The sequence below is a fragment of the Burkholderia torrens genome (assembly GCF_984668525.1).
The window spans coordinates 2,924,220-2,939,745 of the sequence record NZ_OZ480211.1 but is presented as its reverse complement, the minus strand read 5'-3'; the positions used below and the strand labels follow the sequence as shown (position 1 = coordinate 2,939,745).

General features: G+C 67.5%; 15 protein-coding genes. 5 read left to right on the top strand and 10 right to left on the bottom strand.

Going from position 1 to position 15,526, the window contains the following annotated elements:
• Positions 1 to 41: 41 nt before the first annotated feature.
• From AC5LXX_RS13615 to moaC, 3 genes are all read right to left on the bottom strand, one after another.
• Positions 42 to 989, bottom strand: coding sequence for a hypothetical protein (locus AC5LXX_RS13615; RefSeq protein WP_493409778.1), 948 nt, complete (start codon positions 987 to 989; stop codon positions 42 to 44).
• Positions 982 to 3,675, bottom strand: coding sequence for a type VI secretion system Vgr family protein (locus AC5LXX_RS13610; RefSeq protein ID WP_493409777.1), 2,694 nt, complete (start codon positions 3,673 to 3,675; stop codon positions 982 to 984). The genes AC5LXX_RS13615 and AC5LXX_RS13610 overlap by 8 nt, the downstream gene beginning before the upstream one ends.
• A gap of 113 nt (positions 3,676 to 3,788) precedes the next feature.
• A complete protein-coding gene (moaC, locus tag AC5LXX_RS13605) occupies positions 3,789 to 4,277 on the bottom strand; it encodes a cyclic pyranopterin monophosphate synthase MoaC (RefSeq protein ID WP_493409776.1) in 489 nt (162 codons plus the stop codon).
• A gap of 269 nt (positions 4,278 to 4,546) precedes the next feature.
• Here moaC and AC5LXX_RS13600 point away from each other — a divergent pair, with 269 nt between their 5' ends.
• The gene (locus AC5LXX_RS13600; RefSeq protein WP_493409775.1) at positions 4,547 to 6,241 is read left to right on the top strand and encodes a M48 family metalloprotease; all 1,695 of its coding nucleotides are present in this window, start codon (positions 4,547 to 4,549) and stop codon (positions 6,239 to 6,241) included.
• Between the two features lie 21 nt (positions 6,242 to 6,262).
• Here AC5LXX_RS13600 and AC5LXX_RS13595 read toward each other — a convergent pair whose 3' ends face one another.
• The 6 genes from AC5LXX_RS13595 to AC5LXX_RS13570 all read right to left on the bottom strand — a co-directional run bounded on the left by AC5LXX_RS13595 (position 6,263) and on the right by AC5LXX_RS13570 (position 10,820).
• The gene (locus AC5LXX_RS13595) at positions 6,263 to 6,847 is read right to left on the bottom strand and encodes a DUF2946 family protein (protein WP_493409774.1); all 585 of its coding nucleotides are present in this window, start codon (positions 6,845 to 6,847) and stop codon (positions 6,263 to 6,265) included.
• Positions 6,840 to 7,877 carry a hydrolase gene (locus AC5LXX_RS13590; protein ID WP_493409773.1) on the bottom strand — a complete coding sequence of 346 codons (1,038 nt, stop codon included), beginning with the start codon at positions 7,875 to 7,877 and terminating at the stop codon, positions 6,840 to 6,842. Before AC5LXX_RS13590 ends, AC5LXX_RS13595 begins: the two co-directional genes overlap by 8 nt.
• Before the next feature lie 34 nt (positions 7,878 to 7,911).
• Positions 7,912 to 8,358 carry a nuclear transport factor 2 family protein gene (locus AC5LXX_RS13585; protein ID WP_034178922.1) on the bottom strand — a complete coding sequence of 149 codons (447 nt, stop codon included), beginning with the start codon at positions 8,356 to 8,358 and terminating at the stop codon, positions 7,912 to 7,914.
• Between the two features lie 115 nt (positions 8,359 to 8,473).
• Positions 8,474 to 9,511 carry a lipopolysaccharide heptosyltransferase II gene (gene waaF / locus AC5LXX_RS13580; protein WP_006477936.1) on the bottom strand — a complete coding sequence of 346 codons (1,038 nt, stop codon included), beginning with the start codon at positions 9,509 to 9,511 and terminating at the stop codon, positions 8,474 to 8,476.
• A 140-nt stretch (positions 9,512 to 9,651) separates the two neighbouring features.
• Positions 9,652 to 9,846 (bottom strand): zinc-finger domain-containing protein, encoded by a 195-nt coding sequence (locus AC5LXX_RS13575; protein WP_006749970.1) that lies wholly within the window; start codon positions 9,844 to 9,846, stop codon positions 9,652 to 9,654.
• 50 nt (positions 9,847 to 9,896) lie between these two features.
• The gene (locus tag AC5LXX_RS13570) at positions 9,897 to 10,820 is read right to left on the bottom strand and encodes a branched-chain amino acid transaminase (protein ID WP_493409772.1); all 924 of its coding nucleotides are present in this window, start codon (positions 10,818 to 10,820) and stop codon (positions 9,897 to 9,899) included.
• Positions 10,821 to 11,014: 194 nt separating this feature from the next.
• On the opposite strand from AC5LXX_RS13570, the gene AC5LXX_RS13565 reads away from it, so the two are divergent.
• The 3 genes from AC5LXX_RS13565 (at position 11,015) to AC5LXX_RS13555 (ending at position 13,566) form a co-directional block, all read left to right on the top strand.
• Positions 11,015 to 11,770 carry an AzlC family ABC transporter permease gene (locus tag AC5LXX_RS13565; RefSeq protein WP_493409771.1) on the top strand — a complete coding sequence of 252 codons (756 nt, stop codon included), beginning with the start codon at positions 11,015 to 11,017 and terminating at the stop codon, positions 11,768 to 11,770.
• Positions 11,767 to 12,090 (top strand): AzlD domain-containing protein, encoded by a 324-nt coding sequence (locus AC5LXX_RS13560; protein ID WP_322083202.1) that lies wholly within the window; start codon positions 11,767 to 11,769, stop codon positions 12,088 to 12,090. The genes AC5LXX_RS13565 and AC5LXX_RS13560 overlap by 4 nt, the downstream gene beginning before the upstream one ends.
• A gap of 279 nt (positions 12,091 to 12,369) precedes the next feature.
• Entirely contained in the window at positions 12,370 to 13,566 is a 1,197-nt protein-coding gene (locus AC5LXX_RS13555) for a phosphoglycerate kinase (protein ID WP_124453791.1), read from the top strand.
• 157 nt (positions 13,567 to 13,723) lie between these two features.
• On the opposite strand, the gene AC5LXX_RS13550 is transcribed toward AC5LXX_RS13555, so the two are convergent.
• On the bottom strand, positions 13,724 to 13,852 hold the full coding sequence (locus AC5LXX_RS13550) for a hypothetical protein (protein WP_021164118.1): 129 nt from the start codon (positions 13,850 to 13,852) through the stop codon (positions 13,724 to 13,726).
• Here AC5LXX_RS13550 and pyk point away from each other — a divergent pair.
• Positions 13,851 to 15,287 (top strand): pyruvate kinase, encoded by a 1,437-nt coding sequence (pyk, locus tag AC5LXX_RS13545; protein WP_124453793.1) that lies wholly within the window; start codon positions 13,851 to 13,853, stop codon positions 15,285 to 15,287. The genes AC5LXX_RS13550 and pyk overlap by 2 nt on opposite strands.
• Positions 15,288 to 15,526 lie beyond the last annotated feature (239 nt).

Sequence of the window (15,526 nt, the reverse complement as noted above, 5' to 3'; positions counted from 1 at the left end):
GACCCCCGGCGACCCATTTCCAGCGTTTGTGTTTTTGCATGTCACTTTTTCAGCAGGCGATCCAGTGCGCGGTTGACTTCGTCAGTCGCGTCCGAACCCCACTCGCGCGCTTTGTCTGCGGCGTCCGAGCCCCATTCACGGGCCTTGTCGACCGCATCCTTGCTCCACTCCCGAGCTTTTGCCTTGGCGACGGGAATGCCCGCATCGATCGCCTGTTGGCGCGTGCGCCCGTCACCCCATTCTTCGATGTTGGGTCGTCTGCCGATCTTGATGAGATCCGACACGGGCAGGCCGGCCAGCCCGCCGTCCAGATAAGCCAATGGATGCGTGACGAAGGCGAAGGTCTTGAACGTATCTCCGTTGTTTTCGAGCTCCAATTCGTATCGTTCCACTTGCATCGAGAGCTCGCCGTTTCCTGGCTTCGCACTCGTGAATGCGATCTGGTCTCCCTGCATGTTTTGCTGCAGTCCGATTTCGATGTAGCGCTGAAGCCACCACCGGGCGTGATTCAGCCAGTCCTTTCCCTTTTTTGTGAGAGTGGGATAAAGATTTTCGCCGTAATCCGAACAATAGTAATAGCCGTAACTGACGTAGTAGTCGGGTGGTTTGTGCCCGCATCCGATATGGCGCATCATGAAGTTGCCGTGGCGTGACCAGTCGGAATCCTTGCTTTTGAGTTCCAGCAGCTTTTCCCGCCGATGCAGCAGTTTGCGAGCGACTTCCTTGTCTTTCCATGGATCCCACGAGGAGGCGAATTTCTTGACGGTCTCCCATGCGCTCGATGTGCTGACTTTCTCGACCGTTTCCCAGTACTCGCCGTGCAGCGGCTGGTAGTAGAACGGGCAAGTGCCGACGATGGAATCGGCGGCGGGCGTCGCATACTTGTCGCAGCTTTGGATACCCACCTTCGGCCGATCCTTGTATCCGGTGGGCGTCAGCATGCTCGAACCCGTGCCCAGGACGTTGTTCTTCTGTTGTCCGTCAGCCATTCGATTTCCCTAGAAACTTGACGACGACGTCATGCGGCACGTGGCTCTGCGTGAGCCCGGTTTCGCCTGCCGCGTTGGTGACGCCTTCCGAGAGCAGCTTGCCGTTCGAGAACATCTGGTACCGCGTGTTCGCGACCGGAATGTCGGTGCCGGCCCAGTGCGCGATGAACGCCTGGTCGTAGTTGCCGGACGAGTTCGGCAGCGTCGGCATCGTTTGCGACAGGTGCGTGGGGCCGCTGAACGCATGCTGCGCGCCCTTGATGTCGATCTTGCCGGGCGCGTGCACCTCGATGTTGCCGTCCGCGATGCGGATGTAGGCGCCGCCGGACGTCAGCAGGATCTCCTTTGCCGCGGCGCCTTCGATCGATTGCGTGACGGCGATCAGCTTCAGCGCCTTCTGCGCGGTCAGCTCGATGTTGTCTGCCTGCGCCTGCACTTCGACCTTGCCCTTGCCGGCGAAAAGCTTGATCCCCGCGTTCTGCGCGAACAGGCTGATCCGGTCGAGGACACTCGCGATCAGCGATTTCCCGGCGGCGACGTGCGTGCTTTGCCCGCTGACGAGGTTGATGTGCTGGTCCGCGGCAAGTTGCGCGGACTGCTGCGTGGACATCCCGATGCCGGCCGGGCTGCCGAACAGCATCACGGGCTCCTTGAACGCATTGGCGCTGCCGGTCCCGCCGCCGGCGGTCCGGCCGCCCGACGCGCCGCCGCTCACGCTGTTCTGCGTCGCATCGGTGAACTGCTTGAGCGCCGAGTGGCCGGGGTCGAGCGACTCGCCCTGATGCTGCGCGCTGACCTCCGACATGGCCTCCATCAGGCCTTCCGCCCTGACGAGCTGCTGCTGCGTCTCCTGGACGTCGAGCGGCTGGCTCGCCGGCGGTTTCGGATACGTCGTGACGTACAGGCCGCGGTTCGCGCGAACCGCGCCAAATGCGTCCGAGCGCAGGTCGAAGCCGCTGCCGAGATAGCTGCCGCGGTTGTTGCCCGTGTGGTCGATCAGGTAGCCGAGATGCAGGTGCGCGTTGGCCTGGCTGCTGTATAGGTGCACGCGGTTCTGCGAGGTCGCATCGTCGAGCACCAGCTGGTTGTAGCCGGCACCCGCGTATTCCTTCGACCGGTATCCGGACAGGATGCCGTTGCTGTGCCACTGCGGGCTCGTCGCGCCGTTGTACAGCTTGCCGACGACGATCGGGCGATCGCAGTCGCCGCCGAGGAAATCGACCAGCACTTCCTCGCCGGCGCGGTGCGGGTGGACGGCGCCATAACCGCTGCCCGAGTCCGACGTCGCGGCGCGCAGCCAGCACGATGCTCGCTCGTCGCCGTCGTTGAGGCGGTCCCAGTGGAAGCGGACCTTGACCCGGTTGAGCTCGTCGGTGTGGACTTCCTCGCCTTGCGGCGCGACGACGATCGCCGATTGCAGGTGCATCGGCGGTTTCGCATGCTCGAGCGGGCTGCGGAACGGGACGGTCGTGCGCTGCACTTCGACGCTGACCTGGAAAAAGCCCTCGCTGCCGTCGGCATGGGGAACGCGCGATGCATCGCCGCCGCGTGCCTGCACGATGTCGTCGACTTCGGCCCGCAAGCTGTGCGGGAACGCGGCATGGGCGCCTCCGTCCGCGACAGGCAGGTTGTTGACGATGACCCACGCCGTCTCGATCACGGCGAATTCGCGCTGGCCGGCGTCGTCCTTGTCGTGTTCGGGGTGTTCCGCGAACTCGAACGTGCGTCCCGCGTCCATGCGCCGCACACCGCCGACACCGTGAAAGCGCTTGGCGTGCGATTCCTGCTCTTCCATCCAGATCTTCGACAGATGGTCGCCGCGTGACTGCTCGGGATACGTGTAGGCACCCGTGTATTCGTAGACTTCGAGCTGCGGCGGCAGATCACCCTGATTGGCGATCGTCGGCGTATGGGTGGCTTTCGGATTCGACGCGGTGGGCGGCTGCTTGTAGTCGAACGTGCGCGTGGTGCGCGCGACGCTTCGCAGCGTGCGCGTACCGGTGAACTGGACGAGCGTGTCGGCTTCGTCGCCCGTGCCCGCGTGATGAAAGCGAACGGTTCGCGGTGACAGCGCGGGCAACGCGTCGATGCGATCGACGATGACGAGCCGGTGCGACTTGCCGTCCTTGTCCTGTTCCCAGAAACCGTACAGGCCTTCCGATTCCATCAGGCGATGCACAAAATTCCAGTCGTCCTCGTATTGCATGCAGAACGAGCGCGACGGCAGCGGCTGGTAGAGCTTGAACGTGAAGCGGCCCTTGGCCTGCGGATGCTGGTTCAGCACGTCGGCGATGATGTCGTCCGCCGAACGGTCCTGCCAGATGCGCTGATCGCGGCGGAACTTCAGGAAGTGCAGGAACGACGCAAAGGCGATCTGATAGTGCGTGACGCCGCTGTCCGAGCCGAGCCGGCGGGCCGCATGCACGTAGCCGTGGTGGGGCGCGTACGACTGGTCGGTCTGCTGGATCCACAGCGTCACCGGCTGCGCGATCAGTTTCTTGAGTTCGAGGTCGTCGGATACCGACACGGTATCGACGGTGAACTCGAAATGGCGACCGAGCCGCGATCGCCCCGTAACGCGATGCGGCAGCAGGACGTCGGGGCCGAGCGGGGTATCCAGTTTGACCAGGCGCTCGTGCTGGACCGGTCCGGCCAGCAAGGCGCTTCTTAACGCTTGCGAATTCATCACCAGTGCTCGCTTTTGTTGTGCTGGTTCGCACGCTCTCTCGTGCGGAATCCGGTAATTGTATGAGATAAACGGTTTTATCTCGAAATAACGGGCCGGCGGCGCCCGGGCGTTCACTCCGCCGTATCTCCCGCCTTCCAGTCCCCCGACTTCCCGCCGCGCTTCTCGCGCACGCTCACGTCGGTGATCAGCATCCCGCGATCGACGGCCTTGCACATGTCGTAGACGGTCAGCAGCCCGACCTGCACGGCCGTCAGCGCCTCCATCTCGACGCCGGTCCGGCCGAACGTCTCGACCTGCGCGACGCAGTGGACGCCCGGCAGCGCGTCGTCGAGTTCGAAGTCGACGGCGACGCGCGTCAGCGCGAGCGGGTGGCACAGCGGGATGAGGTCGGCCGTGCGCTTGGCGCCCTGGATCGCCGCGATGCGCGCGACGCCGAGCACGTCGCCTTTCTTGGCCTTGCCGTCGCGGATCAGCGCGAACGTGGCCGGCAGCATCCGGATCGTGCCGCGCGCGATCGCGATGCGTTGCGTTTCCTGCTTGCCGCCGACGTCGACCATGTGCGCATGGCCGGCGGCATCGAAATGGGTGAGTCCTGACATGTCTTCCTCTAGTGGAACGGAGTGCGCGCGCACGTCCCTCGATCCTGCGTCTCGATCGGCTGGGCACCGAATCCGATACCGGCGCAACGACCCGATCCAACTGCGCAACGGGCGCCTATCATAGCAGCGGCGTCTGCGTCGCCGGGGGCGCAGATGACGCACGCGCGGCACGGGACAGTCGCCGCGGCGCCGGTACAATGGCCCGAATATTCAGACCAAACGCCGCGATGCGCACCGCTCGTGCGGGTCGGCGTCGCTTTCATCCTGCCATGCGTGTCAAACAGTTGCTTGCCGTGTTGCTGTCGGCGGCGCTCGCGCTGCCGCCGGGCGGCCATGCGCAGAGCGCATCCGCGCCACCGCTCGAGCCGGCGACCGGCGGCTCGCCGGAGATTTCCACCATGCCGTCCGGCATCGCGACCGGCGTGTTCGGCACGTACGGCGGCGCGGAGAGCCGGTTCTCGGACGCCGGCGGCGCGGCGGCGCCGGTCGCGAGCCTGCGCGCGCCGCTTCGCGCGCTCGAGTTGCCCGATCTCGGCGACGGTTCCGGCGGTTCGCTGACACCGCAGGCCGAGCGCCGGCTCGGCGAGCGCGTGATGCGCGAAGTGCGGCGCGATCCCGACTATCTCGACGACTGGCTCGTGCGCGACTACCTGAACGCGATGGCGGCGCGGCTCGCGGCCGCGGCCGCCGCGCGTTTCATCGGCGGCTACACGCCGGATTTCGACCTGTTCCCGGTGCGCGATCCGCAGATCAATGCGTTCTCGATGCCGGGCGGCTTCATCGGGATCAACAGCGGGCTCGTCGTCACGACGCAGACGGAGTCGGAGCTCGCGTCGGTGGTGGGCCACGAGATGGGTCACGTGCTGCAGCGGCACATCGCGCGGATGATCGGCGCGAGCAAGACGACCGGCTACACGGCGCTCGCGACGATGCTGCTCGGCGTGCTGGCCGGCGTGCTGGCGCGCAGCGGCGATCTCGGCAGCGCGATCGCGATGGGCGGGCAGGCGTACGCGGTCGACAACCAGCTGCGCTTCTCGCGTTCGGCCGAGCGCGAGGCCGATCGCGTCGGCTTCCAGCTGCTCGCGGGCGCGGGCTATGACCCGTATGGGATGCCGGGCTTCTTCGAAAGGCTCGACCGTGCGTCGATGGGCGACGCGGGCGTGCCGGCGTATGCGCGCACGCACCCGCTGACCGGCGAGCGGATCGCCGACATGGAGGATCGTGCGCGCCGTGCACCGTACCGGCAACCGCGCCAGTCGGCCGAATACGGGTTCGTGCGTGCGCGGCTGCGCATCCTGCAGAACCGCGCGCCGACCGACATCGCGGCCGAGGCGCGCCGGATGCAGCTCGAGATCGACGATCGCACGGCGCCGAACGTCGCGGCGAACTGGTACGGCATCGCGCTCGCGAACCTGTTGCTCGGTGAATACGACGCGGCCGGCAAGGCACTCGCGTCGGCGCGCGCGGGGTTCGATGCGCGCGAGCGGCGCGAGAGCGATCCGGACACGAGTTCGCCGAGCCTCGACGTGCTGGCCGCCGAGATCGCGCGCCGCGCGGGCCGGACCGACGACGCGGTGCGGCTCGCGGCGCTCGCGCAGCGGCGCTGGCCGGCGTCGCACGCGGCGATCGTCGCGCATCTGCAGGCGCTGATCGCCGCACGCCGTTTTGCCGAAGCGCAGACGCTCGCGCGTGCGCAGGCGACGGCCGATCCCGAGCAGCCGGACTGGTGGGACTATCTCGCGAAGGCGAGCGACGGAAAGGGCGACGTGCTCGCGCGGCGCCGCGCGCTCGCGGAGAAACTCGCGATCGACGGCGCGTGGCCGTCGGCGATCCGGCAGTTGAAGGAAGCGCGCGATGCGAAGGACGTGTCGTTCTACGAACAGTCGATCATCGGCGCGCGGCTGCTGGAATTCGAGGCGCGCTACAAGGAAGAGCGCGAGGACGAGAAGAACGGCCGCGGATAGCGGCCGTCGCGCGGCTGCGCGTCAGTTGCCGCTGCCGGCCGCGTGGCCGGCGTGGCGTGCCGGGCTCGCGACATAGCCGAACCGGGCAGGCACGTCCGCGCAGACGATGCTGCCGAGCGGCAGCGTGCGGCCGGCGCGCCAGCGCAGCACGGGCGGCTCGGCGTCGAAATCGGCGTGATCGGCGAACAGCCCGAGGTCGTGATCGTGCAGCGCCGCGATGCGCTGCGTGCCGCCATCGCGAAACAGCACGCCGCCTCCATCGTCGAGCCAGGCTTCGTCGGGTTCGAACGGTGCGTCCGTCTGGTCGGTGAGCACGAGTTGCCCGTCGCGCTCGGCGAGCCGGACAACCCACGGCGTATAGGCGAGCTCGACGTACACGCGCTGCGGCCCGTTCTGGAAGAACCACTGGCCCTGCGCATCGCATTCGTAGTTGCGGCCGATGAACGCGTTCAGCGCCGCATGCCGGATCGGCGAGCCGAGCTCGCCGGCCGCCTGCGCGGCGTCGTCGCGCAGCCGCCATGCGCCGCGCCGGTCGAGCAGCAGCCAGCCGGTGCAGTGCGGCACGTCCGGCCATTTGGCGAGTGCTTGCCTGACGATGTCATCCATGGTCGACGAATTTCGAGCAATAGCCGAACACCCGCGCCGACAGCCAGTCGAGGCGGCCGGGGAACGGCCCGGTCATGAATCCCGCGTGCCCGCCGGTCTCGGGCTGGTCGAGCTCGACGGCCGGCGACACGTCGGCCGGGCCGGGCAGCGCCGATTCGGGCAGGAACGGATCGTTGCGGGCGTTGAGGATCAGCGTCGGCACGTCGATCGCGGGCAGCAACGGCCGTGTCGTCGCCTTCGTCCAGTAGTCGTCGGCGTCCGCGAAGCCGTGCAGCGGCGCGGTCACGACTTCGTCGAAGTCGCGCATCGTCACGGCCTGCAGCATCGCTTCGCGGTCGAACAGCCCCGGATACTGGTCGAGCTTCGCGAGCGCCTTGCGCTTGAGCGTCTTCAGGAAGCTGCGCGTATAGACCATCGCAAACCCCTGCGACAGCGCGCGGCCGCCCGCATGGACGTCGATCGGTGTCGAGATCGCGGCGGCGGCGCGCACGATCGACGTGTCGCTGCGATGCTCGCCGAGCCAGCGCAGCAGCACGTTGCCGCCAAGCGACACGCCGGCCGCGACGAGCGGCCCGCGATGCTGCGCGGCGAGCCGGCGCAGGATCCAGTCGACTTCGGCGCTGTCGGCGAGGTGATAGAAGCGCGGCTGGCGGTTGATCTCGCCGCTGCAACTGCGAAAGTGCGGGACGACCGCGTGCCAGCCCTTCGCGCGTGCGGCAGCCATCATCTGGAGCGCGTAGTGCGAGCCGGAGCTGCCTTCGAGGCCGTGGAACAGCACGAACAGCGGCGCGTCGGGCGCCGGCGCCGCACTGTCGAGATGGGCGACCCAGTCGAGATCGATGAAGTCGTGGTCGGGGGTTTCCCATCGCTCTCGCCGGTAAGCGACAACCGGACGCCGCGCGAACAGCGCGGGCACGATGGTTTGCGCGTGACTGTTCGGTAGCCAGCGCGGTGCGCGATAGCGCAGTGTGTCGTCGTCTGGGGCCGGGGCCCCGGTCAGCGGCGAGGTGGGCGGAGAAGCCGTACTCATGATCGCCCCGCGTATGCGTTGCTTCGTCTCTTCGTCAGTGCAGCGGGCCCTGACCGTGACGGATTTTGGCGGCGAACTGCCCGGCCGCCTGTTCGGGAATCGGGCTCGCGTGGATGTGCGCGATGCGCCATTCGCCGCGTTCGTGAATCATCACGTACGTCGCGAAAACCATGTCGGGTTCGGCCGTCAGGTCGGCCTGCTGATGCGCTTCGGCGATCGTATACACGACCGTGCCGAGGCTGTCGTACACGCGGATGTCGAGCGGCTCGATCGTCACGGGGCGCGTGGCGAGCCGGTTCGCGAGCCCGCTGCGGATCTGGTCGAGGCCGTGCAGATGCTCGCCGTCCGCCCATACGCAGCTGGCGAAATCCTCGTCGATCCACAACGCCAGCAGCGCGTCGAGATTGGCATCGGCGACGGCCTGGTAGTAGGCGTTCAGCGTATCGGCAGCGGCTTCGAAAAGGCGGGCAAAACGTGGCATCGGGGTTATCTCTCGCGCGCGTCGCGCGCCGTATTCAGCACGGCGGCCCGGATGGAGCCGCCGTACACCGGTGAATCGGATTGCCCGGCGCGCCGTGCGACGCTGCCGGCCAGGGTCAGCGCTGCCCGACGAGCATGCCGCGCAAATCGCCGAATACCTGCTCGGGACCGAGTTCGCGCAGGCACTTCAGGTGGCCAAGCGGGCACTCGCGTTCGAAGCAGGGACTGCATTCGAGATGCAGCCATTGTACCTTCGCCAGGTCCGACAGCGGAGGGGTGTGGCGCGGATCGGTCGATCCGTACAGCGCGACGAGCGGCCGGCGCAGCGCGGCCGCGACGTGCATCAGCCCCGAATCGTTGGTGACGACCGCGTTCGCGCGCGCGATCAGCGCGCACGCCTCCGACAGCGACGTCTGCCCGCACAGGTTGCGTACGTTCGGCGCGTGGTCGGCGATCGCCTGCGCGGCCGCCGCGTCCTTCTGCGAGCCGAGCGCGACGATCTGCGTATACGGGAACGACTGGTGGACGATCGTCGCGAGCGTCGCGAAGTGCTCGGGCGGCCAGCGCTTGGCCGGGCCGTATTCGGCGCCCGGGCAGAACACGACGAGCGGCTTGCGCGTATCGAGATTGAAACGCGCGGACACGCGCGCCGTCTCGTTCAGGTCGGCGTCGAGGCGCGGCGCGGGCAGCGTCTTCATCGACTCGGGCAGCTTCGCGCCGGGCGCGTACGCGAGCGCCGCATAGTGGGTCGTCATCGGCGGCCGCTCGCCCGACTTGTCGGGGTTCGCGTGCCGCACGTTCAGCAGCCCGTAGCGGTGCTCGCCCGTGTAGCCGATCCGCAGCGGGATGTTCGCGAGCCACGGGATCACGGCGGACTTCAGCGAGTTCGGCAGCACGTACGCCGCGTCGTAGCCGACGTCGCGCAGGTCGCTCGCGAGCTGCCAGCGGCGCAGCAGCTGCAGCTTGCCGTGCGCGAGATCGGTCGCGTAAACATCGTGGATCTCGGGCATCCGCTCAAGCACCGGCGCCACCCACGAGGGTGCGACGGCATCGATCGCGATGCGGGGATGGAGTTTTTTCAGCAGCGCAAAAAGCGGCTGCGCCATCAATGCGTCACCGATCCAGTTCGGTGCGATAACCAGCGCTCGACGCATCAGGTCGACTTCCGATGTCGTAATGAAGCACGGCGCACGGGCGCCGCGTTCGGGTTGCCAGAATGGAGAAGGGCGGCGCGCCGGAGGTCCGGCTGCGCCGCCTTGCGAGTCGGCGGGCCCGCGGGCCCGGCCGCCCGGGCTCAGTGGCCCTTGACGACCTCGCCGTCGCGCAGCTTGTAGCGCGTACCGCAGTACGGGCAGCGCGCTTCGCCGTGCGACACGTCGATGAAGACGCGCGGATGGGCGCTCCAGCGCGCCATGGCCGGGTTCGGGCAGTAGGCGGGAAGATCCTTGGCCGTCAGCTCGACCAGCGGCATTTCCTTGATTTCACTCATGAGACTTTCTCTTATCACTCTTTTGTGGGGCGGTCGGTGGCGCGGCGCGCTCAGACCTTCGTCAGCCAGTGCGCGTACTTCGCGTTCTTGTCCGACACGATATCGAAAAACGCCGACTGGAGCTTTTCCGTGACGGGGCCGCGCGCGCCGCTGCCGATCGTGCGGTTGTCGAGCTCGCGAATCGGCGTGACTTCAGCGGCCGTGCCGGTGAAGAACGCCTCGTCGGCCGTGTAGACCTCGTCGCGCGTGATGCGCTTCTCGATGACCTCGATGCCGGCGTCCTTCGCGATCGTGATGACCGTGTCGCGCGTGATGCCGTCGAGGCACGACGACAGGTCGGGCGTGTACAGCTTGCCGTTGTTCACGAGGAAGAAGTTCTCGCCCGAGCCTTCCGACACGTAGCCGTCGACGTCGAGCAGCAGCGCTTCGTCGTAGCCGTCGGCGGTCGCTTCCTGGTTCGCCAGGATCGAGTTCACGTACCAGCCCGATGCCTTCGCACGCACCATCGACACGTTCACGTGGTGGCGCGTGAACGACGACGTCTTCACGCGGATGCCCTTCGCGAGGCCGTCTTCGCCGAGGTATGCGCCCCACGGCCACGCGGCGATCGCGACGTGGATCGTGTTGCCTTTCGCGGCCACGCCGAGCTTTTCCGAGCCGACCCAGATGATCGGGCGCAGGTAGCCCGAGTCGAGCTTGTTCTCGCGCACGACCGCGAGCTGCGCGGCTTCGAGCGTCTCGCGGTCGAACGGCACGTCCATCTGGAAGATCTTCGCCGAATTCAGCAGACGTTTCGTGTGCTCGCGCAGGCGGAAGATCGAGGTGCTGCCGTCGGCCGCCTTGTACGCGCGCACGCCCTCGAAGACGCCCATGCCGTAGTGCAGCGTGTGGGTCAGGACGTGGATCTTGGCGTCGCGCCAGTCGATCAGCTTGCCGTCCATCCAGATCTTGCCGTCGCGGTCGGCCATTGACATAGATTTCTCCTGGGATGCGGTTGTATGCAGCGTTGAGCCGGAAAGACGCTTATTTTAGCGTCATTTGGCGGCGATCCGGTCGGTCGGCACAGGGGCGGCGCTATAATCGTCCGGTACCGATTCCAATAACGACGGGACGTACCGGCAGGAGGCGCCGGCGCCCCGACGAACCGCCCGCTGCGGCCCGCTTTCCGATGCTCGCTCGATTGTCCGCCACCGACCGCTTCGCGCTGATCCAGGGCGCGCGCGACTATTCCCCGACATTGATGGCGATCCTGTCCTGGGGCCTCGTCACCGGCATCGCGATGAGCAAGTCGGTCATGACGCTCGGGCAGGCGAGTGCGATGTCGATCTTCGTCTACGCGGGCTCGTCGCAGCTCGCGGTGCTGCCGCTCCTCGCGGCGAAGCTGCCGATCTGGACCGTGCTGCTCACGGCCGCGATGGTCAACATGCGCTTCGTGATCTTCAGCGCCGGGCTGGCGCCCCATTTTTCCTACCTGCCGCTGTGGCGGCGCCTCGCGATCGGCTATTTCAACGGCGACGTGATCTACCTGCTGTTCCAGAAACAGGGCTTTGCCTACGGCCACGTGCCGGGCAAGGAAGCGTATTTCTGGGGGATGGCGCTCGCGAGCTGGGCATCGTGGCAGGTGTCGTCGCTCGCCGGCATCCTGCTCGCGAGCTTCTTCCCCGCGAGCTGGGGGCTGGAACTGGCCGGCACGCTCGCGCTGATCCCGATCATGGTGTCGGCGGTCGCGAACCGCTCGACGCTCGCGGCCGTTGCCGTCGCGGGCATCGTGTCGCTGATCGCGTTCGACCTGCCGTACCGGCTTGCGCTGCCGCTCGCGGTGCTCGCCGCGCTCGCGGCCGGCTGTACGGCCGACTTCTTCGTCGAACGGGCCGACTGGCGGCGCATCCGCACCGAAACCGTGCACGAAAAGGAAGTGGAATGAGCGCGACGGAGATCTGGATCGTCATCATCGGGATGACGGTCGTCACGGCCGTCACGCGCGCCCTGTTCCTGATCGGCGGCGAGCGCACCGTGCTGCCCGAACGCGCGCAGCGCGCGCTGCGCTACGCGCCGGCGGCCGCGCTGGTCGCCGTCGTGCTGCCCGACGTGCTCGAAACGCCGGCCGGGCTGTCGTTCGCGTTGTCCAACCATCCGTTCTACGCAGCGCTCGCCGGCCTCGGCTGGTTCTTGTGGCGGCGCAGCATGCTCGGCACGATCGTCGTCGGGATGCTCGTGTTCACCGCGCTGCGCCTGGTCTTCTGATGAGCCGCCGCTCCGGCTGGCCGGGCGCCGGCCGCTCGCGCTCATGTATTGCTGCGCTGCGGCAACGTGTCCGCTGCCGCGTGCGATCCCAAATAGGCGGAATTCGCCGCCTGCGGGTCAGTCTGCCGGGTGGATCGGCTAGAATGCCCGTTCGAGATTTTTTACCCGTGCGCGTCATGCGAACCGCCAGCCACGGCCGCATCCGGCGCCCCTTCGCGGCAGCCCGCGCACGTCCAGCGTGAACCCCCTTTCCCCATCCACTACTTCAATTTGTCCAACATGAGCCAAGTCAAGCGTCTTACCGACCTGATCGCCGCCGGCCAGCTCGCCGGCAAGCGGGTGTTCATCCGCGCCGACCTGAACGTCCCGCAGGACGACCAGGGCAACATCACCGAAGACACGCGCGTGCGTGCGTCCGTGCCGGCCATCCAGGCCGCGCTCGACGCCGGCGCGGCCGTGATGGTCACGTCGCACCTCGGCCGTCCGACCGAAGGCGAATTCAAGCCGGAAGACTCGCTCGCACCGGTCGCGAAGCGCCTCGCCGAATTGCTCGGCCGTGACGTGCCGCTGGTGTCGAACTGGGTCGAGAACGGCGTGAACGTCGCGCCGGGCCAGGTCGTGCTGCTCGAGAACTGCCGCGTCAACAAGGGCGAGAAGAAGAACTCGGACGAGCTCGCCCAGAAGATGGCGAAGCTCTGCGACGTGTACGTGAACGACGCGTTCGGCACCGCGCACCGCGCGGAAGCGACCACCCACGGGATCGCGAAGTACGCGCCGGTCGCATGCGCGGGCCCGCTGCTGGCCGCCGAACTCGACGCGCTCGGCAAGGCGCTCGGCAACCCGGCGCGCCCGCTGGTGGCGATCGTCGCGGGCTCGAAGGTGTCGACCAAGCTGACCATCCTGAAGTCGCTGGCCGGCAAGGTCGACCAGCTGATCGTCGGCGGCGGCATCGCGAACACGTTCATGCTCGCGGCCGGCCTGTCGATCGGCAAGTCGCTCGCGGAAGCCGACCTCGTCAACGAGGCGAAGGCGATCATCGACGAAGCGCGCGAGCGCGGCGCGTCGGTGCCGATCCCGACCGACGTCGTCACCGCGAAGGAATTCTCGCCGACGGCCGTGGCCACGGTGAAGCAGGTCGCCGACATCGAAGCGGACGACATGATCCTCGACATCGGCCCGGATACCGCCAAGGCGCTTGCGAGCCAGCTCGAGAAGGCCGGCACGATCGTGTGGAACGGCCCGGTCGGCGTGTTCGAGTTCGACCAGTTCGGCAACGGCACCAGGACGCTCGCCGACGCGATCGCCAAATCGTCCGCGTTCTCGATCGCGGGCGGCGGCGACACGCTCGCGGCCATCGCGAAGTACGGCATCCACGACCAGGTCAGCTACATCTCGACGGGCGGCGGCGCCTTCCTCGAGTTCCTCGAAGGGAAGAAGCTGCCGGCGGTGGAAGTGCTCGAAACGCGGGCGGCCTGAGCGTGGCGGCGCGCGCAGGGGTGACGAAGGCCGCGCGCTCCGCGAAAGCGGAGCAGCCGGCCGGCGCGGGCAAGCGCAAACGCGCGCCCGCGCGGGCGAACACCGCCCCGCGCGCACCGGCGGCCGCCGGCGACGCGGCCGACCAGCACCACGAGATTCAGAACAAAGCGATGCCGGGCGCAAGCACCGGCACGCCCCCCGGAACGGCCGCCGCTGGGCCCGCCGCTTCCGGCTCTCGCAGCGTTTCACCCAGCGCATCCACCTTGATCCAGATGAGGAGTTTCATGCAGCGCGCCACCAAGATAGTCGCCACGATCGGCCCGGCTTCCAGTTCGCCGGAGATTCTGCTGCAGATGATGCAGGCGGGCCTCGACGTCGTGCGGCTCAATTTTTCGCACGGCACGGCCGACGATCACCGCCAGCGCGCCGAGATGGTGCGCGAGGCCGCCCGCAAGGTTGGCCGCGAGATCGCGATCATGGCCGACCTCCAGGGCCCGAAGATCCGCGTCGGCAAGTTCGAGAACGGCAAGACCACGCTCGTGCCGGGGCAGCCGTTCATCCTCGACGCCGCCTGCGAACTCGGCAACGACGAGCGCGTCGGCCTCGACTACAAGGAACTGCCGCGCGACCTGCGGCCGGGCGACCTGCTGCTGCTGAACGACGGCCTGATCGTGCTGACCGTCGAGCGCGTGCTCGGCGACGAGATCCACACGATCGTCAAGGTGGGCGGCGAGCTGTCGAACAACAAGGGGATCAACCGCCAGGGCGGCGGCCTGTCGGCGCCGGCGCTGACCGCGAAGGACATGGAAGACATCCGCACCGCGATGTCGCTCGGCGCGGATCTGGTGGCAGTGTCGTTCCCGAAGAACGCGACCGACATGGAAATGGCGCGCCAGCTCGCGAACATCGCGGGCGCGCCGTACGGCATCAAGCCGAAGATGATCGCGAAGATCGAGCGCGCGGAAGCGATCCCGGCGCTGCAGAGCATCCTCGACGCGTCCGACGGCATCATGGTCGCGCGCGGCGACCTCGCGGTGGAAGTGGGCAACGCGGCCGTGCCGGCGCTGCAGAAGCGGATGATCCGGATGGCGCGCGAGTCGAACAAGCTCGTGATCACCGCGACGCAGATGATGGAGTCGATGATCCACGCCCCCGTGCCGACCCGCGCGGAAGTGTCGGACGTCGCGAACGCGGTGCTCGACGGCACCGACGCGGTGATGCTGTCGGCCGAGACGGCCGCCGGCAAGTACCCAGTCGTCACGATCGAGACGATGGCGGCCGTCTGCGTCGAAGCGGAAAAGTCCGAAGAGGTCGAACTCGACAAGGATTTCCTCGACCGCACGTTCACGCGAATCGACCAGTCGATCGCGATGGGCGCGCTGTTCACCGCGTACCACCTCGGCGCGAAGGCCATCATCGCGCTGACCGAATCGGGCGCGACCGCGCTGTGGATGTCGCGTCACTACACGCACGTGCCGATCTTCGCGCTGACGCCGCGCGTCGGCAGCGAACGCACGATGGCGCTGTACCGCAACGTGACGCCGCTGCACGTCGACTTCAACAGCGACCGCGATTCGGCGCTGCAGGCAGCGCTCGAGATCGTCGTCAAGCAGGGCTACGTGCAGCACGGCGACATGGTCGTGCTGACGGTCGGCGAGCCGATGGGGCAGGCGGGCGGCACGAACACGCTGAAGATCGTGCGGGTGGGCGAGCACTATTGAGTCGAGCGCCGGCCGGGCATCGGGCCGGCCTCGTGACCGTCCGTCCGGATCGGCTGAAAATCGATCCGGCACCGTTTTTTACCCGAAAGCCGCGTGGGGTCCGAAGCCCCGCGCGGCTTTTTTTCTCTTTTTTGCCCGCATTGTGCCGTGCGAACGTAACAAATTGCGAGCGGGCGCCACGGGGCGGTCGGAATCGGAGGCGCTTCGCGATAAAATGCGGCTATTCGACGCTCAGCCGC